This is a genomic window from Burkholderia sp. Cy-637, assembly GCF_011753175.1.
GTDB classification, from domain to species: domain Bacteria; phylum Pseudomonadota; class Gammaproteobacteria; order Burkholderiales; family Burkholderiaceae; genus Burkholderia; species Burkholderia gladioli.
Genome location: NZ_VWWC01000019.1, coordinates 44,186 through 65,618 on the forward strand (window position 1 = coordinate 44,186; position 21,433 = coordinate 65,618).

The following is a 21,433-nucleotide window of genomic DNA, read 5'->3' on the forward strand; positions in this document are numbered from 1 at the left end:
GCGCCGCATCCCGCGCAAGCCAAGGTCCTTATCAAAAGAAAAAAGCGCCTCGATTCCTGCCTCGCCCGCCCTCCTCCCCCCGCACCAAAAAACCACGCTTCCCCCGCTTTTCTCGCGCCCCACCTCGACATTCATTACAATTCGCCTATCATTTCTTTCAATTTCCGAATCGCCGCCGCGCCGCCCATGACGCAGAAAAACCAGTCGAAGCACGCCGATCCCTATCTCGCCGTCGCGCGCAGCCCGATGCTCGGGTCGAGCCTGCCGATGTGGCGGTCGAAATTCGTCGTGATCCTGATCTTTCTGGCGTTCGCCGCGCTGATCGCGCGGGCCTTCTGGGTGCAGGTGGCGAACCAGGATTTCTATCTCGGCCAGGGCGAGAAGCGCTACCAGCGCACCATCGAGCTCGACGCGATGCGCGGCCGGATCGTCGACCGCAACGGCGCGATGCTGGCCGTCAGCCTCAACACCTACGAAATCTGGGCCAATCCCAAACAGGTCGATTCGGCCGCCTACGGCCCGCTCGCCAAGCTGCTCGAGATGCCGGCGGCCGAGGTCAAAAGGCGCCTGTCGGTCGACAAGCAGTTCGTGCTGCTCAAGCGGCAGATCGATCCCGAAACCGCCGCGCGCCTCGACAAGCTCGACCTCGCCGGCATCACCCAGATCGCCGATTCCAAGCGCTTCTACCCGGAAGGCGAATCGGCCGCCCACGTGGTGGGCTTCACGAATATCGAGGATCGCGGCCAGGAAGGCGTGGAGCTGGCCGCCAACGGCCTGCTGCTGGGCACCGCCGGCCAGCGCGAGGTGATCCGCGACCGGCTCGGCCGGATCATCTCCGACACGCGCCCGCAGGTGCCGGCGCGGCACGGCGCCACCGTCGAGCTGACCATCGACCGCCGCGTGCAGCAGCTCGCCAATGCGCAACTGAAGGCGGCGGTGCTCGCCAATCACGCGCAGGCCGGCAGCGTGGTGGTGCTCGACGCGCGCTCGGGCGAGATCCTCGCGCTCGCCAACTACCCCACCTTCGATCCCAACGACCGCAGCCGCCTGACCGGCGCGCAGTTGCGCAACCGTGCCGTGATCGACACCTTCGAGCCGGGCTCGACGGTCAAGCCGCTGGTGGTGGCGCTGTCGATCGACGAAGGCAAGGTGCGCCCGCAAAGCCTGGTCAACACGTCGCCGGGCACCTGGAAGATCGGCCCCGCCGTGATCCACGACACCTCGAACCACGGCACGCTGACGGTTGCCCAGGCACTGCAGAAGTCGAGCAACGTCGCGCTCGCCAAGCTGTCGCTGAACCTGTCCGCGCAGACCATCTGGGACAAGTACCAGGAATACGGCATCGGCCATGCGCCGGACCTGACCTTCCCCGGCGTCGCCTCGGGGCGGCTGCGCCCCTACCAGCGCTGGCGCCCGATCGAGCAGGCCACCATGGCCTATGGCTACGGGCTGTCGATGTCGCTGCTGCAGATCGCGCAGATGTACACCGCCTACGCCGGCGACGGCACGCTCCACCCGGTGCGCCTGCTGCGCGACGACCAGGCTCCCGCCCTGCAGGGGCATCGCGTGACGCGGCCGGAAACGGCCGCCGCGATCCGCTCGATGCTGGAGATGGCGGTGGGCGAAGGCGGCACCGGGCGCGCGGCGCGCGTCGACGGTTATCGCGTCGGCGGCAAGACCGGCACCGCGCGCAAGCAGGTCGGCGCCTCCTATGCGCAGGGCAAGTACCGCGCGCTGTTCGCCGGCATGGCGCCGATGAGCGATCCGCGCGTGATCGTCGCCGTGATGATCGACGAGCCCGGCGGCAGGGGTTATTACGGCGGCACCGTGGCCGGGCCGGTGTTCTCCTCGGTGATGGGCGGCACGCTGCAGTTGCTCGGGGTGCCGCCGGATGCGCCGGTCAAGCCGGACGCGGTGAAGCAAGCCAGCGGCGCGCGGCCGGCCGCGCCGGGCAAGCCGGCGGCACGGCCCGCGGTGCGTCCCGCGCCGGCCATGGTGACGCAGCGCGTGATCAACTCCGTGGCCAGCCAGGAAAAAACAGCCGCGCCGCGATCCTGAAAGCCTGAACCGGGTTCATTCCTACCCGGTCGATTGCATGCCTCGATTGCCTATCCAAAATAAAATCAACCCGGCATTGATCGCGCAATCAAAATCCGCATTCTGATTATTCATATATCGGCGATTCTCGCCTCCTGATAAATCCGGACATTTTCTGACATTTCGATATCCGATCGATACGATCGGCCGCATGGCATTGCCTGCTCGCCATGGCTATATTCCCTCGCACATCAAGCTCATGACGCTGCCGTAGCGTTTATCGAAGCTCCGGCTCGAGGGACAGGCCATTATCCTTATGTCGAATTCCAAGCACGACCTGACAAGACTGGCGCTCGATTTCCAGCATAATCGTCTGTTGCGATTCGAATTCGACGGCGAAGCGCCTTATCCGCTTCTGCTGGCGAATCGCATCGACGGCACGGAATCGTTATCGCGCGATTTTCAATTCACGATCGAAATCCTTTCCGATCATGCCGCACTGCCCGCCCGGGATTTCATCGGCAGGAAGCTCACGCTCAGCCTGCTGCGCGGCGACGGCAGCCAGCGTTATTTCAACGGTTATGTCTTTTCGTTCCGGCAACTCGGCAGCGACGGCGCCTGTGCCTGCTACGAAGCGGTGATCGGGCCGTGGCTGCGCTACCTGCGATACGGCCGGCACAACCGTCTGTTTCTCGACCGCAACCTGCAGGCGCAAACCGAAGCCGTATTCCACGATTACGGCACCCTGCCCGATTGGGCCTGGCATGTCGGCGAGGACGATCCGCCGGTGAAGATGGCCTGCCAGTTCGGCGAACACGATCACAACTACGTGCATCGGCGCTGGGAACAGGCGGGGTTGCGCTACTGGTACGAGCACCGCGAGAACGGGCATAGGCTGATCGTCGCCGACCCGGGCAGCCCCGCGCCGCCGATCGACGGCGATACCCACGAGATCCGCCTTCACAGCGGCATGGGCGCGCAGGAAGCAGACAGCATCCTGAGCTGGTCGCCATTCCAGCAAACCACCTCCACGCACGCGGAACTGTCCCGCTTCGACTTCAAATCCCCGATTCCCGCCCACGTCCGGACCAGCCTGCAGACGGATGCCGCCCTGCCCATCCTCGAATGGAACGAATACGCGGGCGCGCATGGCTATCGCAACATGGAGCACGGCTATCAGCTCGTGAATCGTCGGATCGAGGAAATCGGCGCGACCATCCAGCGCGTCGAGGCTAGCGGCAACAACCGCTTCGTGATGCCGGGCCGCTGGTTCCAGCTGACCGACCACCATGGCCTGGCACTGAGCCGCCATCGTCAGGACGACGAATACCTGATCGTGTCGGTGCGACACCTCGCGACCAACAACTACCTGCAAGGCACCGGCCAACCCGCGGAATATCGCAACGAATTCATCTGCGTGAGCAAGACCACGCCGTGGCGGCCGGGGCGCGGCTTCAACAGCGTCGATACCCGGATCCTCGCGCCGCAGACCGCCACCGTCGTCGGTCCATCCGGCACCAGCATTCATACGGACGAGCACGGGCGCGTGCTGATCCGCTTTCATTGGGATCGCGAAGGCAAATACACGGCCTGGGTGCGCGTGGCCAGCGCCTGGGCGGGCGGTGCCCAGGGGCTCGCGGCCCTGCCGCGCATCGGCTCCGAGGTGATCGTGCAATGGCTGGACGGCAACCCGGATCACCCGATCGTCACCGGGCGCGTGATGAATGCGCACAATCCGCCCGCCTGGAAGCTGCCGGAACAGCAGGCGCTGATGGGTATTCGCAGCCGCGAACTCGATGGCGCCGACGGCAATGCCTCGATGGGCCGCAGCAATCACCTGGTTTTCGACGATACCGCCCAGGCGCTTCAGGCGCAGCTTCGCTCCGACCATGCCGCCAGCCAGTTGTCGCTCGGCAAGCTCACGCGGATCGAGGACTGGCATGGGCGGCAGGACGCCCGCGGCGAAGGGTTCGAGCTGCGCACCGACGAAGTGGGCGCGATCCGCAGCGGCAAGGGCATGCTGATCAGCACGGAGATGCGGCCGCAAGCGCAAGGGCACCTGTCCGACGTCAGCGAGCCGGCTTCACGCTTGACGAAGGCGCGGACGCTACAGGGTCGATTGGGCGGGCTCGCGAGGCAGCACGAGGCGCAGGACGGCGATGCCGATCAGGCGAAGGTGGCCGATGCGCTCGAGTCGCAGGTGCAGGGCATTCGTGGCGCGGGATCGCCCGGCAACGGCGACTTTCCCGAACTGGACGACGCACAGTTGCTGCTGGCGGGCGCCGCCGGCATCGCCGTCACCACGCCGGGGACGGCTCATGTCGCGGCGGGTCGGCACGTGGCGATAACGGCCGGCGACACGATGGCCGTTGCCGCCGGCAAATCGCTCCTGGCGAGTGTTTCGGACAGGTTCTCGATGTTCGTTCATCGCATGGGCATGAGGCTGGTCGCCGCCAGCGGCCAGGTACGGATCGAGGCGCAGAACGACGATCTCGAGTTGCTGGCCAGGAAGCTGGTCGCGATCGTCAGCACGACGGACTGGATCACCCTCACCGCGAAGCAGGGCATTCGCTTGACGGCGGGAGGTAGCCAGCTGGAAGTCAGCGCGAAGGGGATTGTCGGTTATACGGCCGGCGAGAACCTGATCCACGCAGGGAGCCACGATACGGCCGCCGGGCAAAACATCCCGGCGCGGTTTCCCGGCAAGGACCTGTGCGCGCATCTCGCCGTTGACGCAGGTCGCGCAGGCTCGTCCTCCATCGTGCTGACTTGATGGGAGCATGGATATGAACCCTCCTCTCATGCAGCCGGTAAGCGATCTCGCGAACGGGCCCACGCGCGGGTTTCTGTTGATCGACCCCAGCACCTGCGGCCATGCGCCGGACATCGCCGCACTCGACGGACATGCCTGCACGCCACGCATCCTGGCTCACCGCGAAGAGTGGATGCCGAAGCTGGTGGATCTCGCCACATTGAACGACGAGGTCCGGACGCTGGCGGGTCGCTACCTGCTTGGGCGGCTCCATGCCGACCAGCCGCCCGCAATCTGCGCGTGGCTCGACAGCGAAGCGTCTGTCGACGTGATCGCCGGACATATCGCGCATCACCTCGTCGGGCCGGGCATCGGCGGCCAATCCGTTTTCTGGCGCTTCCACGATCCGCGTGTGTTCAGCCTGGCGCTCGCGATACTCGACCCGGCACAACGACGGGCGCTACTCGGGCCGGTGAAATCGTGGACGTTTCCATGGGCAGGCCATGGCTGGCGCGTCGAGGCCGGCCAGTTCGTTCATGAATCCGTCGACAGCCCAGGCGGCTGGCCCCGGCCGGATCAGTGGCCTCGTATCGATCGCAGCGAAATGGCCGATGAAGTCTGCTATCGGCTCGCCGGCCTGGGCAGTGCTCAGGCCGCTCGCTTGCCTGCCATCGTGGATGAGCTTTTTCAAGAAGCGCTGAATCAAGGGCTCGTCGCGTCACACGAGTTCGTGACGTTCGCGCTTCAGCGCCTGCCACACGATTTCAAGCTCGCTTGAGTCCTGCCATGCCTTTCGAAACCACGCCCGAGGACCATTTCCATGCCCACGCTTAGCGGCTGCCCGCTGTGCGACCGACAGTCGCTTCTGATCTACCCCGTTCGTTATGCGATCGCATGCCCGCGCGGCGCCTCCAAAGCGCCGGCCTTGGCCGGACATTTCCGAATCGACGAGCGCGCGCCGCAATCCGTTTCCACAGCCAAGTACACCTTGCGTGCATTGCGCGCCGGCTATCTCTACACCTACGACGAGAAACGCAAGCTTCTGCGTGCCTACATGGTGATCGAAAACGGCATGCTCTGGCGTTTCCCTCCCGGCATCGCGCCGCCGGCCGGCGATGCTCCCGAGCGCTTCATTGAACAGGCTTGCCCGGCGAGCGACACGGCTTATGAATCGTATGGCCGCTGCGTGGATGTGCTGCATACCCCCGGCAGCGACGAAGCGACCAAGCTCTGGATCGGCTGGTCCAACGTGCGTTGGACGCGAGAGCTCGTCTTCAAGAAGATCGAGAGCGAGGCGTGGCGCATGCAGCACATGCAATGCATCGATATCCCGGCCATGCTCGCCGGCAATGCGGATGACACGGGCGAGTTCCAGGCGTCGCACCGGCAGATCGCGCATTTCGCGATGGACGACCAGGCGATGACCGAGGCTTTCGCCTTCAGCAATCAGCCTGTCAAGTACGAGACGCTCGCGCGCCGCAGCCAGGTGGCCAAACGTATCGGCGACGCGATGGCGGAATCGCCGAACAAGAAAGGTTTCATGATCGCGGTCAATGATCCGGTCGGCATCACCAACGATCTCGCGGAATTGACGGTTCCCAGCCTGCATAACGGCTTCGACGAACAGATTTATTGGAAATCCATCTCGGCACGGCTGCTGGAGCGCGCGGAAGCCGGCATCCGCGCCAATGCGCGAGCTACGGCCGGCTTGACGTATGGCGTGTCAAAAGCGATCGCGGAGGCCAACGCCGTCAACACGAACATCGGACGTCCCGTATCGGCGGATGCAATGGGAGCTTTTCATGTGCTGCGTCGGTGGATCAAGACAGGAAGCCTCGAGAAGGCCGTGAAAGAGGAAACGAAGAAAGCGAGCGATATTCCCGCAACCCAGGAGGACGCGGCCAACGAAGCTTGGGAGGAGGCTTCGACCAGGGTTGGCGCGGACGGCAAGCGAGTCAGCGTGATCGATTCAGAGGCCCTGAAGCGCTTCCCGCGGGAATACCAGCAAGCGCTCGATGCGTTCAGGCCGACATGGAAAGCCCTCGTGCAGGCTCATGCCGATTGGCTGAAATCGCTGCTGCTGGCCGAATGGATGGCAGGCAACCATGACGTGAAGAACTTGCGCAGCGGTTATGCCTACAGCGAATCCTGCGCACAGGCGATCGGCGCCGCCGCAGGTACCGAAGCCTGCAAGAAGGTGCTCGACGACTGGTTGAACGGCCAGGCTTCGGATATCAGGAATCTGTATGCGCGGGCCCTGATGTTCAATCATGAGCAGTTGATGAAGGCGGCGGACGCGCATGTCCATGCCTCGGATATTCCGTACGAAAACTTTCTGAATATCTACAAGCTGGCCTTCGATCAGATCAAGGACCTGAGCCACGCCGACAACTTGCGTGACAGGCTCGTGATCACGACGGCCAATCAGGTCGTGGACGTATTGACGAAAGCGGCGCGTAGTTCCGCGGTGGGTTTCATCACGATCCGCCTGGCGATGCAAGCGGGTGTTCGGATCAAGCGATCGGCAGCCAGCAAGCTCGCGATACGTGATTGGACGCTGGAACAGGTCAAGACGCTGGGGGTGAAGCTCGATGGCGATCGGACCAGCCAAAGGGCAGCCGCCACGCAAATCGGCAAGCAGGCTCTGAGAACGGCGCCTGCGACGGATATGAATATCGTCGCCTACGAGATGGACGTCGATGCGTTGGTGAAGAACGGGAAACTCGAGGCCGGCGCGATCAAGGCGATCAGGGTGCCTGGGGTGGATGCGACGAAGAGGTGGCTGGGGTCGTCCACGGATTTCAATCTCGGCATCGTGACGGTGATTTTCCAGCTTGCGACGCTGCGCTTCGCGACCAAGGAATGGGAGGGGCGTGATCAGTTCAATCACGACGAAGCGGAATTGAAGCTTGCCGCCGCTGTTGTGTCGATTCTTGGAACGGTTATCGAAACGGCTTCGATAACGATTATAAAAGCGCCTGCACATCCGTTATCGACGTTCATTATGAAGCAGTGGGCGGGGGCTAGTGAATTGGCCGGAGCCGGGATCAACCTCGGACAGCGACTAGCAGCCATCGCAGGGCTTATTTTAGCCGGTTTTGACATCTTCATAAACGCACCTGGCGCAAAAAGCAATAACGATACCAGCCTTTGGATTCTCTACAATCTCAGCGGAATTTTTGGAGCATACATCGCGATCGCGCCGGCCATTAGCCTTCCGTTTTTCTGGCCCATCCTGGTTGCGTCCATCATCACCGGAATCATCATCTCCCACAACAAATCCAAGGCCATTAAAAATTGGATATCTCATTGCAAGCTCAGCAAAGGAGAGCATTACCGATCGCTCGAGGAAGAAATAAAAGCATTCAACTTCTCAATAGGAGACCAGCATGCATGAGCTCGCAATGAAGAAATGCATCGGCAAGCCGATACCCGAATGGGATGCGGCACATCGTTTAGAAATCGATCAATCCACTGGACCAAATCTACAAGATTTCGGGACAATCTTCCGCATCAACTCCATCTTCATGGATGCAATCGAGCCATCGTTTTTGGAAAAACAATGGTTTATTTTCGGAATCACCATCTCCTTCGCCGCCGCCCTAAACGGTCCATATATATACAGCTATGCCTACCTTGGCAGCGACCCACTCTCAGAAAGATTAATAACCCACCTTATGGCGCTTACTTTTATTTTTATTTTCGGTGGAATCACCTGGAAATTTGGCCGAGGATTATTTTACGGCTTACGCCATCAACCGATCCGCTTTCATCGCAGCCTTAACAGGCTCTATGCAATCCGATCTCGGCGATATTTCGCCAAGCCGGATGAAGGCGACATCGTCTGGGAAGCCCCATGGTCCACCGAATCAATCTTTTGCCTACACCGGGAACACACCTCGTTCGGCACCATTTTCCACATCCGACACTACACGCTCGACGACAACGGCAACGTCGCACGCGTATTCTCGATCGGCCGCGAGTGGACGGGCTACGGTCAAATCGGGATGGCTCTCGCCCAATGGAACTACTGGTGCGCCTACATGAACGACGGCCCTGGCGATCTACCCAAGCCCATGTTGTTCCACACCCAACAAGAAACACTGCGCGAAGCCTTCCTGTTCTCGCTCTACAGCTTCGGCTTGCGCGCCCCAGCCATCGTCCGGCTGCTGATGATGCCGCTCATCCTCGTGTTCACGGTCATGCGCGTGCTCGCCAACGCGACCTGCCGCGATCCCATCTGGCCCGAATCAATCGAACGCATCTCGCAGATCGCCCCCGACGACCCTTATGCCGAACCCCGCCCCGGCACCCCCGTCGGCTGGGGCGACACCATCCTCGCCCAACAACGCGGCGAATACCCCGATAACCCCCAAGCCCCCGTCAAGGACTGGAAGGGCGAAATGGACGAGCAAAAAAACGCCGCGGCCTGGCTCGAAAACCCCGCCGCCGCAGCCCGCCGAACCGCACGAGGTCGACCATGAAAGACGAAAACGGACGAGGCGTCATCCGCCTGCACGACCGAACCACCCACGGCGGCCAAGTCATCACCGCCCGCAGGGACCTGCGCGTCTTGGGCCTTCCCGTCGCGCTGGCGAACGATCTCACCGAATGCCCGATCTGCCACGGACAGTTCCGGATCCTGCCGGAAAACAGCACTCGCCGGCATCACGGCATCGCCGTCGCGTTCGACAACGACCCGACCGAATGCGGTGCCCGCCTGATCTCCTCGCTCGCCTAGCCGAATGGACCATCACCTGCTGCCGCACTTCGAACACGAGCGGGCCCTGCTCGCTCGAGCATTGACGGACTTCGCAAACCGTTACCCGAAAATCGCGACGCGCCTCGGCATTCACGGCGGGCATACCGACGATCCCTACCTTGAGCGCTTGATCCAGAAGTTTTCACTGCTTGCCGCTCGTCTCGATTCGAAGCTGGCGGACCACTACCCGGAATTCACCGAGGCCCTCCTCAGCCTTGTCCATCCACACCACCTGCGTTCGGTGCCATCCTGCGCGATCGCCCGCTTCGACCCGCGTGCCATGGTCGGACAATTGAGCGAGCCGCGAATCGTCAGGCATGGCGCGATGCTGAACATGTCCGATGCGCCGGTCAGATTCAGGTCGATCTACGATGTCACGCTCACGCCCCTGCAAATCCGGGACGCTCGATACACGCCTGCCACCCACGCGCCGACGTCCGTGGTCCTGCCAGCCAAGGCCACCGGCATCGTCTCGATCACCTTCGGCTCGGCGGCCGGCCCGCTCGCCAGCGCCATCTTCCACGATCCGGTCCGCATCCACCTCCGCGGCGAGCGTCCCTTGCTTGCCGCGACGCTCGATGCCTTGTTGCTGCACGCAACCAAGGCCTATGTCGAAGTGGATCAAGGCCGCAAATGGACCTCGCTATCGAAGGTCCCCTTCTCCTGCGTGGGATTCGGCGACACCGAGCGCCTGCTGCCGCCCGGCGAGACGCATGCCGGCAGCGCCAAGGCACTTCGCTACCTGCTGGAATATTTCGCGTTCCCCGAGCTGTTCGACTTCGTCGATCTCGACCTCGGCTACGTCAGCCGCGCCGCGAAGGCACCCGAAGCGCGATTGCTGAGCTTGCACGTCGTGCTGCGCGAAACGCCCGCCGAGTCGCCGGCCGCGCAAGCGCTCGCCTCGCTGGACGTCGACACCTTCGAGCTGTTCTGCACGCCGCTCGTCAACCTGTTCAAGCGGCCGGCGATACCGATCACCCTGCAACAAGATCTCGCCTATCCCGTCACGCCCGTTCCGCTGGAAAAACGCGCACCGCTGGCCGTGTACTCGATCGATACCGTCCATCTCGGCGAGCCCACCATCAACGAGAACGCAAAGCCGAAAACAGCAGCGGCGGACGACCCGCCGCGAGTTCTCACCCCGGCCGCGCCCTACCAGGCATTCAGCCATGGCCGGGAACCCGATCCCTCCCACGTCTACTGGATCGCGTTTCGCGCGCACGCCCCCGGGCGAGCCGACTTTCCGGTAACGATGCTGTCGCTGGTGGATCTCGACGGCCATCCCGCGCATCCGAAGCTCCGGCAGGTCGACGTGGTGACGACCGCCACCAATCACGACTTGCCCTCGCGAATCCCGATCGACAAAGCCTCGGGAGACCTGCGGCTCGAGGACGAGCCGCTGGGCTGCCCGATCCGGCTGATCACGCGCCCCACGCCGCCATCTGCCTTGCCGCGTGAAGACGACGCCCCATGGCAGCTGCTGTCCGCCCTGTCGCCGCATCCGATCGACCTGACTCGCGACGGCCTGCCCGCGCTGAAGGCGCTCCTGAAGCTGCACGCCTCCCGCTCGAATGCCTTCGCGCAGCGCTGCATCGAGGCGATCGCGAACCTGGATCACAAGCCAGCCTCGCGATGCCTGTCGCTCGCCCGACAAAGCGCATCGCTCGTGCGCGGCATCGAGATCGGGCTCGCGCTCGACGAGACGGCATTGCGCGGCACCAGCCTCGTCGTCTTCACGCGGCTGCTCGCGCGATTCTTCGCGCTCTACGCTCCGGCCGGCAGCTACGTGCAGCTCGTGGTTCATGCCGCCGAAACCGGGAAGGAACTGATCCGCGGCGAAGCGCTGCAAGGCAGCCAGCCGCTGCTCTGACGCCACGCCCGCCAGACTCGCCGGCGCAAAAAAAATGGCGCCGCGATTCCGCCGGCGCCTCAAGTACCCCCCACCCTCTCATTACCCGTCATCCGCGCACGCGCCCGGGGCGCGCCGCGTTCAATGCGATGCCGATGTCGATGCCGATGCCGCCGCCGGCTGGGTTGCCCCCATCCTGGCGAGCACATGCTCGGTCATCCCGCGCGCGAGCTCGGTCTCGCTGATGAACACCGTGCCAACGCCCTCGCTGGTCAGCAGGGCCGCCTCGTCGCCGCTGTTGGTGCATAGCGCGATCTCGATACCGGGATTGAGCGTGCGCGAGATCTCCACGATCTGCCGCACGTCGAAGGTATCGGGCAGCGTCACCACCAGCATGCCGGCCCGCGCGATATGCGCCTGCACCAGCACGATCGGCTCGATCGCGTCGCCGCTCACGGCGGCCACGCCGTTCTCGCGCAGCTTCTCGACCGTCTCGCGGTTCTGCTCCACCACCACGTAGGGAATCCGCCGCTCGTCGAGCGCCACCGCGATGCGCGTGCCGACCCGGCCATAACCGACGATCACGACCTGCCCGGTCAGATGCGTCTGCGGCGTCGACATCGGCAGCGCGGCGAGCGGGTCGTCGCGCGACTCGAGGCGGCGCGCAAAGGCCGAATGCTTGCGGATCCACACCAGGGCCGGCTCGATCGCGGCGAACAGGAAGGTGTTCATGGCGATCGAGATCAGCGCGACGGCCAGGATCAGGCTCTGCCCCTCGGCCGACAGCAGCCCGAGCGAACGGCCCAGCCCGGCCAGGATGAAGGAGAACTCGCCGATCTGCGCGAGGCCGGCACCGACCGTCAGCGCGGTATTGAGCGGATAGCGGAAGGCCAGCACCAGCGCCACGGCCGCCAGCGTCTTGCCGATCACCACGATCAGCGCGACCTCCAGCACGTGCAGCGGCTGCTCGATCAGGATGCGCGGATCGAACAGCATGCCCACCGAGATGAAGAACAGCACCGAGAAGGCGTCGCGCAGCGGCAGGGTCTCGTCGGCGGCGCGCCGGCTGAACTCGGATTCGCGCATCATCATGCCGGCGAAGAAGGCGCCCAGCGCGAACGACACGTCGAACAGCTTGGCCGCGCCGAAAGCCACGCCCACCGCGGCGGCGATCATGCACAGCGTGAACAGCTCGCGCGAGCCGGTGCGCGCCACCAGCCAGAGGATGCGCGGGAACACCCGCTTGCCGACCACCAGCATCAGCGCGATGAAGGCGGACACCTTAAGGAAGGTGATGCCGAGCGTGCCCCACAGGTTGCCGTCCGGCGCGGCGCCATGGCCCTCGGGCGAGCCGCCGAGCAACGCCGCCAGCGGCGGCAGCAGCACCAGCACGAGCACCATCACCAGGTCCTCGACCACCAGCCAGCCCACCGCGATACGCCCGTTGACCGATTCCACCAGCCCGCGCCCTTCCAGCGCGCGCAGCAGCACCACCGTGCTCGCCACCGACAGCGCCAGGCCGAACACCAGCGCCGCGCCGATGTTCCAGCCCCAGGCCAGCGCCAGGCCGCCGCCCAGCACGGTGGCCACCGCGATCTGCACGATCGCCCCGGGCAGCGCGATCTTGCGCACCGCGAGCAGGTCGCCCAGCGAGAAATGCAGGCCGACGCCGAACATCAGCAGCATCACCCCGATCTCGGCCAATTGCTGCGCGAGCGCGAGATCGGCGACGAAACCGGGCGTGCCGGGGCCGATCACGATGCCGGCCAGCAGGTAACCGACCAGCGGCGGCATCTTCAGCAGCGAAGCGAGATAGCCGAACACCATCGCGAGGCCGAAACCGGCTGCAAGCAAAGCGATCAGACTGACGTCATGCGGCATCCGCCCTCCATACGATGTAAAGATTTCGAAAGCTTATCAGGATAAGGGAACATCGCCTCGAATGGGGGAGCCGTCGCGAAAAAAAGCGGGGTCAAGTCGGCGGCCGCGCGTGCCTGGCTCGGCGCTAGCGCGCAGGCAGGTGCAGGACTTCGCGGATCGCGGCCTCGAGAATCGGCCAGACCGGGGAATCGAGCACGGCTTCGTCCAGGTGGCCTGCACCGGGCACCACCACGGCGCGGGCCGGGTCGCCGGCGGCTCGCACCCGATCGACGTATCGAGCCGCCAGCCCGGGGGGCGCCACCGCATCGAGCTCGCCCGTGATGGCGATGACCGAGGTGCCATTCGGCAGCATGGACGCGGCCGAGGTGTCCAGGAAAACGTCGGGGCGATTGTCGTCCGGCAAGCCCGTCAACGCGGCGACGTCCACGCCGCACGCCTGGCGGATGGCTTGCGCATCGTGTTCCAGGTCCGGCAGGCCGCCGAGGCTCACGACATCGGGAATCGCCATGGCATGCGCGACGGACAACACGCTGGCTCGCGGCAGCCGTGCTCGCGCGGCGGCCCACAGCGCCAGTTGCGCGCCGGCCGAATGACCGACCGCCACGACGCGGCGCGTATCGAGACGAAGCGCGGTCGCGCGCGACGCCAGCCAGTCGATGGCCGTCCCCACGTCCTGATACGTGCCGGGATAGCCGCCCCCCGGTTCGTCCAGCCGCCGGTACTCGACATTCCAGGCCGCGATGCCCTGCGCCGCCAGGCGGGCGCCGATCGCGCGGAATTGCGGCAGGCCGCCGTAGCGCCTTTGCCAGCAGCCGCCGTGAATCAGGATCGCCACGGGAAACGGACCGCGACCGGCCGGCCTGAACAACTCGACGACCTGCGAGGGTGCGGGGCCATAGTGGAACACCAGGTCCGCGGCCGGCCCGCGTATCGCCAGGTACGCGGCGAGCGTGATCGGCTGCGCGCACGCGGTGGCGGCCATGCCCGGCAGCAGAACCGTCCAGCCGAGCAGGCACGCGGCCATGCGCATCGCCGCGAGGCGCGTCGACCCGCGCCGATCGCGCCCCGAGGCCGCCATCACTGGCCCTTCGGTGTAGCGGCGGCCGTGGATGCCGCCGGATCGTGCTCGGCGCGACCCGCCGCGCCTTGTGTCGAATACGCCATCTTCGACTTCGGCGGCAAGGGGCTGGTGGGGCCGGACACGGGGTCCCCGTGGTAGGTCATGCCGGCGGTCGCCGCGCCGTGCGCGTTGCCTGCCCCCTGTCCAGCCTGGCTTGCGGTAATGCACGCCGCCCCCATCGCGATTGCGGCGATCGTCATCCGGATCTTCATGTTCGGCTCCTGTTTGCGCCTGGCCGAAACGGCTGGGCAAGCCTGGACAATACGGCCGAGGTTCCACGCCGGATGCATCCGCGATGCCGGCCTGGCCGTATTCAAGGCAATGTCGCGCCCGATCACGCGCTCCCGGCCACTTTCATCAAGACGGAACCGTGCATGAGAAAACAGTCCCTGCGCCTGTTGGCCGGTGCCGGCATCCTGGCAACCGGCCTCGGCTGGGCATACCTCCACCCACTGGCCTGGCTCAACGCGATGGTGCCGCGCACCGGCCATGCCCGATTCTCCCAGCTCGCCTACGGAGCCGACCCGCGACAGGGCATCGACATATACGTGCCGACCGCGAGCCCGACGGCGCGGCGCCCGATGGTCGTGTTCTTCTACGGCGGCAGTTGGCAAGGCGGCCTGCGCGCCGATTACCGCTTCGTCGGCGAAGCGCTGTCCTCGCGCGGCATGGTGGTGGCCATTCCCGACTATCGCGTATTCCCCCAGGTCACGTTTCCCGGCTTCGTGGAGGATGCCGCCGCGGCCGTGCGCTGGGCCAGGGACCACGCGGCGGTCTACGGCGCCGATCCGGATCGCCTGTTTCTGGCAGGCCATTCGGCCGGCGCGCAGATCGCGCTGCTGCTGGCGACCGATCGGTCATGGCTGGCCCGCGCCGGCTTGCCGTCGCATGCCCTGGCCGGCGTGATCGGCTTGGCCGGCCCATACGATTTCCTGCCCTTGCGGGACAGCACGCTGGAGCGCATTTTTCCGGCCTCGCAGCGCACCGCGAGCCAGCCCATCGATTTCGTCCGGGGCGGTGAACCTCCCATCCTGCTCGGCGTGGGCATGCGCGACGATATCGTCGATCCGGGCAACACCGAGCGGATGGCTGCACGCCTGCGCGCGCACGGCGATGCGGTCCAGGTGCGCCGCTACCCGAGGCTGACGCACGAAATGATGGTGGGCAGCCTGGCCACGCCCCTGATCGCCCTGAAGCGCCTGATCCCGGTCGGCCCGGTGCTCGACGACGTCACGGACTTCGTCGATGCGCACTGATACGGACGGTCGGGCGGCCCGATGCCTGCGCCGTCACTTCGTCGCCTGTCGGCTGTCACGCCGCCGAGAGCATCGCCCGACGTCGATCCTGGCCGCATCGCGCAAGCCTCCTCGCCCCGTCGCGCATCCCGTCGCGCTCTATTGGGTGGTGGGCCAGACAGCCTGGCTGGCGGCCGTGCATGGGGGCGCGCACGCCGATCCGGTGCCCGGCTGGCTCTGCGCCGCCGGCATGGCGAGCTGGCACCTGTCACGCGCCGCCCGGCCATCGGTGGAAGCCAGCTCGATCCTCGCGGTGACCCTGCTCGGCTGGTGCTGGGACAGCGTCCTGGCCGGAACCGGCTGGCTCGTCTATCCGGGTCATCCGGCCGGCTCCCTGGGCGCGCCGGCCTGGATCGTCGCGCTCTGGGCGATCTTCGCGATCCAGCTCAATGTCGTCTTCGTCCGGCTGCGCGGCCGGCCCTGGCTCGCGGCGATGCTGGGCGCGCTCGCCGGGCCGCTGTCGTTTCGCGCGGGCGCGGCGCTCGGCGCGGTAAGCTTCGCGCCTCCCGCGGCGGCCTTCGCCGCCTTGGCCGCGGGCTGGGCCGTGCTTCTGCCGGCCGCGGTGCAGGTGGCTCGGTATCGCGACGGCATGGCGCCCTTGCCAAGGCAAGCCGGCGAGGAGCAGTGAGCATCCTCGGCACCGGCCTCGAGGCGTTCCGCTAGCCGCGCCGCACCAGCCCCACCAGCATGACCCCGCCGATCAGGGCGGTGATCACGCCGATCGGCAGGTCGTCGGGCGCGATCAGGATGCGCGCCAGCACGTCGGCCCAGACCAGGGCCAGCGCGCCGCCGAGCGCCGCCATCGGCAGCAGGGCGCCATGCTCGGCGCCGAACAGCCGCCGGCAGACGTGCGGCACCACCAGCCCGACGAAGCCGATCGCGCCGCTGACGGCCACCGCCGCCGCCGTCAGCAGCGAGCAGACCACGAACAGTTCGCGGCGCCGCGCCGAGACGTCCACGCCCAGCGCGGCGGCGGCCACGTCGCCGCTGGTCAGCGCATTGAGCTCGCGGCGGCGCCCCATCAGCAGCAGGCCGCCGACGGCCAGGCACAGCGCCGGCACCGGCAGCAGGGACCAGCGCGCCAGCCCCAGCCCGCCGAGCATCCAGAACAGCACCGACTGCGCCGCGCGCGGATCGCCGAGGTAGATCAGCAGGTTGGCCAGCGCCATCATCGCGAACGAGACGGCCACGCCCGACAGCAACAGCCGCGAGGAATCGAGCCGCCCCGCGCGCACGCCGAGCAGGATCACCAGCGCGGTGGCGCCGAGCGCGCCGGCGAAGGCGAATGCCGACAGCGTCAGCCAGCCGAAGGCGGCGCCGAACCAGACGGTGGCCGCCACCGCGCCGAGCGAGGCGCCCGAGCTGACGCCGAGCAGGTGCGGGTCGACCATGCGATTGCCGGTGGCCGCCTGCAGGGCCACGCCGACCATCGCCAGGGTGGCGCCGACCAGCGCGCCGAGCAGCACGCGCGGCAGGCGGATCAGCCAGACGATGGTGTCGATGCCGGGCGCCACGCGCGGCGCCGCGTGCCCGCCGAGATGCGCGAACAGCACGCGCGCCACCGTGCCCGGCGCGATGGCCACCGGGCCGAGACCGGTGGCGACCAGCATCGAGGCGAGCAGCAGCACGGCACCGAGCCAGATCGCGCGGCGTGCGCGTCGGTTGGCGGGCCGCGATGCCGATCGCGTGGCATGGGAAGTCGGGGCGACCGGGGCGGCGGCAACCGTCACCGCCTCCGAGCCTGAAGCCGAGCCCAAAGCAGAGTCAGCAGCGCAATCCGAACCCGCGCTCAAAACCGAGCCCGAATCCACCCTCCCCGACTCGCCCGCCGCATCCCCAACGCCCCGCCTCGCGCTCACTTCCCGCCCTCGCCTGCAGCAAACGCCGCGGGATGCAGCCCGCGCGCAATCGCCTCCACCGCCTCGGCATTGCGCACGCCCGGCGTCGCCTCGTCGTAGGGAATCACGATGAAACGCCGCTCGCGCACCGCGGCGAGCCCCGCCAGCGCGGGATTGGTGCTCAGGTAGCGGATCTTCTGCGCGGCTGTCTCGGCGCCGTAGTCAACGATCACGATCGCCTGCGGATCGCGCGCCACCACGCTCTCCCAGCCGACCGCCGCCCAGCTCTGCGCGAGATCGCCCATCACGTTGACACCGCCCGCCGCGCGGATCAGCGCATCCGGCATCGCATAACGGCCCGCGGTAAACGGCTTGTCGCCGCCGCTGTCGTAGACGAAGGTGCGCACCGGCACCCGCTTCGGCCCGAGCGCGCGCCGCACCGCCTCGACCCGCGCGCGCATCGCCGCGATCAGCGCGTCGGCGCGCGGCGCCACGTCGAAGATCGCGCCGAGGTTGCGCAGGTCCGCATAGACATCGTCGAACGAGGCCGGCGGGCGCGGCATCACGTGCGAGCAGGATTCCGTCAGCTCGTAGGCGGCGATGCCGAAGCGCGCCAGCGTATCGGGCGTGACGGGCCCGCCCACGCGCATGCCGTAGTTCCAGCCGGCCACGTAGAGATCGGCATCGGCCGCCACCAGCGTCTCCATCGCCGGATACTGGCGCGCCAGCTCGGGCAGGCCGGCCAGTTGCGCGCGCAGGGCCGGCGTGGCGGTCTTCCAGCCGCCCACGCCGGTATAACCGGCCATGCGATCGCGCAGCCCCAGCGCGAGCATCATCTCGGTCAGGTTCACGTCGTTGCTGACGGCGCGCGCGGGCGCGCGCTCGAAGCTCACCGAGCGATTGCAGCTATGGACCGTGACGGGATAGTGGCCGGCGGCCAGCGAGGGCGCGGCCGGCAGCAGCGCGCCGGCGCATACGGCGAAGGCCGCCGCGCGGCGCGCCGGCAAGAAGGCAATACGGGAGCTCGGGTTGGACGGCTTCATGCGGATCGCTCAGGCCTCGTCGATGATCAGGGTGATGCGCGGATAGGCGCCGCCGGGATGCCGGTCGACGATCGCCTCGACGCCGTAGACGGCTCTCAGCAGCTCGGTCGTCAGCACCTCGTCGGGCGTGCCGCTCGCGACGATCTCGCCGTCGGCGAGCACGAACAACCGATCGCAGAACGCGGCGGCGAGATTGAGATCGTGGATGGTCGCGAGCGTGGTGATGCGCAGCCGTTTCACCAGCGCCAGCAAGGCGATCTGGTGGCGTGGATCGAGATGGTTGGTGGGCTCGTCGAGCATCAGCAGCTCGGGCGCCTGCACCAGCGCGCGGGCCAGCAGCGCGCGCTGCCGCTCGCCGCCCGACAGCGTCGCAAAGGGGCGCGCCTCGGTGCCGGCCAGGCCCACGTCGCTCAGCGCCCGCTCGATGCGCGCGAGATCCTCGGCGGTCTCGCCCTCGAGCATGCGCTTGTGCGGCGTGCGCCCCATCGCCACCACCTGCCCGACCGTCAACCCGAACTCGTCGGGCGGATCCTGCAGCACCACCGCGATGCGCTGCGCGGCACGCCGCGGCGACAAGGTCCAGACTTCCTCGCCGCCGATCTCGATCGCGCCGGCCTGTGGACGCTCATAGCGAAACGCGCAGCGCAGCAGGCTGGTCTTGCCGCTGCCGTTCGGGCCGATCAGCCCGACGAACTCGCCGGGCCGCGCCTCCAGCGCGACGCGGCTGAGCAGCGCGCGCGCGGCGCGCGGCCGGTCGGCGGGCGACCAGTCGAGCGAGCTGATGCGGAAGTGGCTCATCGCGCGGCGCGGCTCAGAACTTCAGCGTCGCCGTCACGCCGCCCGAACGCGGCGCGCCGAGCAGCCACTCGCTGCCGCTGTTCTGGCTGGTCTCGACATAGACGCGGTTGGTCAGGTTGTGCAGGTAGAGCGACAAGGTCAGGTCCTTGGTGGCGCGCCACGAGGCCGAGGCGTCGAGCAGCGTATAGGAAGCCAGGGACACCGTGTTGGCGGTATCGCCGTAGCTGCGGCCGACATAACGCAGCCCCGCGCCGGCGCGCCAGCCCGGTGCGAAGGCCCAGTCGAGCCACAGGTTGGCGGTCTGCTGCGGGATGTTGATCGGCACCTTGCCGGCACGCGACACGCTCACGCCGTCCACCGATTCGTTGAAGTCGTCGTAGCGCGCGCGCAGGAAGGCCGCGTTCGCGTCGATCGAGATGCCGTGGCCGAGCTTGAAGGCGCCGGTCCACTCGACGCCGCGCGAGGACTGCTTGCCGACCTGGATGGTCTGGCCGGGGTTCTGCGGATCGACGCTGAGGAGGTTGCGCTTGACGATCTGGTAGAACGCCAGCGTCCACGCGCCGCGCCCGCCCGCGAAGGCCTGCTTGAAGCCCGCTTCCCATTGATCGCCGGTCGAGAGATTGAAGGCGCTGCTGCTCTTGGACAGCGTGATCAGCGAACCCACGCCGTCGGTGCCGGTGGTGTACTGGCCATACAGGGAAATATCGGGCGTCAGCGAGAACACCAGCCCGGTGCGCCAACTGGTGTGCGCGAAGGTCTTGCTGAACGACGAGGCGGGCGAGCTCGGCGTGGCGAAGGTATCGCGCTGGTAGTCGATGTAGTCGTAGCGCAGGCCCGAGATCCACGACAGCCGATCGCTCAGCTCGATGCGGTCCTCGGCGAACACGCCGGCCTGGCGCGTGTGGGTGCGGAACACCGGCACGGTCGCGTCAGGGCTGGAGAACGAGCCGGGATCGAAGCCGAAGGCCGGCACCACCGACTGCCCGTCGAAGGGCGTGTTGCTGGTATCGACGAAGCTCACGTCGTTGAATTCGGCCCCCACCACCAGCCGGTTCTGGCGGCCCAGCAGATGGCCGTCGAAAGTGGTGTCGAGCCGGTCGCCGACCTGCCGCTCGTGATGGCGGATCTCGATGTAGTCGCTGCGCAGCACGCTGCCGTCGCCCTGCAGCGCATAACTTTCCGAATCGCGCCAATGGCGATCGGTCAGCATGCCGTAGAACTGGTTGCGCACCGTGATGCCGGGCGCGGCGCGCCAGGTGGTGTTCAGGCGCGCCCAGCGATCGTAATAGGCGATCGAGGCGTCGCCGACGTTGTAGTTCTGCCGCGCCATGGCGGGATTGAGCACGCCGTCGATCACCGGCACGCCGAAATAGGTCATCGGCTTCTGCCGCGCGAAATCGTAGTCGAGCGTGAACGACAGCGAGGGATTCACGTCGAGCTTCAGCGCGCCGCCCACCGAGGTCAAATGCGACTCGCCGCGCGGCACCCAGCCGTTCTGCCGGTCGTCGTTCACATAGAAGCGATACGAGAGCATCGGCCCGAGCGCGCCGGTGGTGTCGAGCGCGACGCGCTTCTGGCCGTAGCTGCCGGCGCCCACCAGCAAGCTGGTCTCGCGCTCGCGCTGCGGCGCCTTGGGCACCACGTTGATCACGCCGCCCAGCCCGCCCTCGCCGTACAGCACCGAAGCCGGCCCGCGCAGCACCTCGATGCGCTCGACCGACCAGGTGTCGACCGGGAAGGTCACCGTGCCCGCGCCCACCAGCATGCGCGTGCCGTCATACAGCGTGGTGATCGATTCGGGACCGCTGAAGCCGCGCACCGATACCGAGGTGCCGCCGTTACCGGGTGCCGCGTTGGCCGCGAAGCCGGTCGCGCGCGTGACGGCATCGAGCACGCTGGTGTCGCCGCGCTCGCGGATCCGCTCGCCGTCGAGCGTCTCGACGCTGGCCGGCGTGTCGAGGCTCGACAGGCCGAGCCGGCTGCCGGTACCGGCCGGCTTGCTGAGATTGCCCGCGTCGGCGGCAGCGCGCCCGGCGCCCACCGAGATGGCCGGCAGCG

16 protein-coding genes are annotated in these 21,433 nt (G+C 66.7%); 9 read left to right on the forward strand and 7 right to left on the reverse strand.

Features of this window, described 5'->3' with window-relative positions; translation table 11 throughout:
• Window positions 1-186: 186 nt before the first annotated feature.
• The 7 genes from F3J10_RS08355 to tssF all read left to right on the forward strand — a co-directional run bounded on the left by F3J10_RS08355 (window position 187) and on the right by tssF (window position 11,421).
• The gene (locus F3J10_RS08355; protein WP_166913016.1) at window positions 187-2,058 is read left to right on the forward strand and encodes a penicillin-binding protein 2; all 1,872 of its coding nucleotides are present in this window, start codon (window positions 187-189) and stop codon (window positions 2,056-2,058) included.
• 295 nt (window positions 2,059-2,353) lie between these two features.
• Window positions 2,354-4,810 carry a type VI secretion system Vgr family protein gene (locus F3J10_RS08360; RefSeq protein WP_167241861.1) on the forward strand — a complete coding sequence of 819 codons (2,457 nt, stop codon included), beginning with the start codon at window positions 2,354-2,356 and terminating at the stop codon, window positions 4,808-4,810.
• A 13-nt stretch (window positions 4,811-4,823) separates the two neighbouring features.
• Window positions 4,824-5,567 carry a DUF4123 domain-containing protein gene (locus F3J10_RS08365; RefSeq protein ID WP_167241862.1) on the forward strand — a complete coding sequence of 248 codons (744 nt, stop codon included), beginning with the start codon at window positions 4,824-4,826 and terminating at the stop codon, window positions 5,565-5,567.
• A gap of 42 nt (window positions 5,568-5,609) precedes the next feature.
• Window positions 5,610-8,186: a T6SS effector BTH_I2691 family protein gene (locus F3J10_RS08370; protein WP_167241863.1), complete on the forward strand. Its 2,577-nt coding sequence runs from the start codon at window positions 5,610-5,612 to the stop codon at window positions 8,184-8,186.
• A complete protein-coding gene (locus F3J10_RS08375; RefSeq protein WP_167241864.1) occupies window positions 8,179-9,273 on the forward strand; it encodes a DUF6708 domain-containing protein in 1,095 nt (364 codons plus the stop codon). The genes F3J10_RS08370 and F3J10_RS08375 overlap by 8 nt, the downstream gene beginning before the upstream one ends.
• Window positions 9,270-9,530, forward strand: coding sequence for a PAAR domain-containing protein (locus tag F3J10_RS08380; RefSeq protein WP_166913011.1), 261 nt, complete (start codon window positions 9,270-9,272; stop codon window positions 9,528-9,530). Before F3J10_RS08375 ends, F3J10_RS08380 begins: the two co-directional genes overlap by 4 nt.
• Before the next feature lie 4 nt (window positions 9,531-9,534).
• Window positions 9,535-11,421, forward strand: a complete 1,887-nt coding sequence (tssF, locus tag F3J10_RS08385; RefSeq protein ID WP_167241865.1) for a type VI secretion system baseplate subunit TssF — start codon at window positions 9,535-9,537, stop codon at window positions 11,419-11,421.
• A 120-nt stretch (window positions 11,422-11,541) separates the two neighbouring features.
• Here tssF and F3J10_RS08390 read toward each other — a convergent pair whose 3' ends face one another.
• The 3 genes from F3J10_RS08390 to F3J10_RS08400 form a co-directional block, all read right to left on the reverse strand.
• Window positions 11,542-13,281: a cation:proton antiporter gene (locus F3J10_RS08390; protein ID WP_167241866.1), complete on the reverse strand. Its 1,740-nt coding sequence runs from the start codon at window positions 13,279-13,281 to the stop codon at window positions 11,542-11,544.
• A 124-nt stretch (window positions 13,282-13,405) separates the two neighbouring features.
• Window positions 13,406-14,305 carry an alpha/beta hydrolase gene (locus F3J10_RS08395; protein WP_240155484.1) on the reverse strand — a complete coding sequence of 300 codons (900 nt, stop codon included), beginning with the start codon at window positions 14,303-14,305 and terminating at the stop codon, window positions 13,406-13,408.
• Window positions 14,306-14,358: 53 nt separating this feature from the next.
• Entirely contained in the window at window positions 14,359-14,613 is a 255-nt protein-coding gene (locus tag F3J10_RS08400; protein WP_167241868.1) for a hypothetical protein, read from the reverse strand.
• Window positions 14,614-14,775: 162 nt separating this feature from the next.
• Between F3J10_RS08400 and F3J10_RS08405 the strand changes: the two genes are divergently transcribed.
• Window positions 14,776-15,657, forward strand: coding sequence for an alpha/beta hydrolase (locus F3J10_RS08405; RefSeq protein WP_205200211.1), 882 nt, complete (start codon window positions 14,776-14,778; stop codon window positions 15,655-15,657).
• A gap of 145 nt (window positions 15,658-15,802) precedes the next feature.
• Entirely contained in the window at window positions 15,803-16,324 is a 522-nt protein-coding gene (locus tag F3J10_RS08410; RefSeq protein ID WP_167241870.1) for a DUF2878 domain-containing protein, read from the forward strand.
• A 31-nt stretch (window positions 16,325-16,355) separates the two neighbouring features.
• Here F3J10_RS08410 and F3J10_RS08415 read toward each other — a convergent pair whose 3' ends face one another.
• From F3J10_RS08415 to F3J10_RS08430, 4 genes are all read right to left on the reverse strand, one after another.
• Window positions 16,356-17,339 carry an iron ABC transporter permease gene (locus tag F3J10_RS08415; protein WP_167241874.1) on the reverse strand — a complete coding sequence of 328 codons (984 nt, stop codon included), beginning with the start codon at window positions 17,337-17,339 and terminating at the stop codon, window positions 16,356-16,358.
• 212 nt (window positions 17,340-17,551) lie between these two features.
• Window positions 17,552-18,577 carry an ABC transporter substrate-binding protein gene (locus F3J10_RS08420; protein WP_167241871.1) on the reverse strand — a complete coding sequence of 342 codons (1,026 nt, stop codon included), beginning with the start codon at window positions 18,575-18,577 and terminating at the stop codon, window positions 17,552-17,554.
• 9 nt (window positions 18,578-18,586) lie between these two features.
• The gene (locus F3J10_RS08425) at window positions 18,587-19,375 is read right to left on the reverse strand and encodes an ABC transporter ATP-binding protein (protein WP_167241872.1); all 789 of its coding nucleotides are present in this window, start codon (window positions 19,373-19,375) and stop codon (window positions 18,587-18,589) included.
• Window positions 19,376-19,388: 13 nt separating this feature from the next.
• Window positions 19,389-21,433 (reverse strand): TonB-dependent receptor (locus F3J10_RS08430; protein ID WP_167241873.1); only part of this gene is annotated, 2,045 nt, incomplete at its 5' end.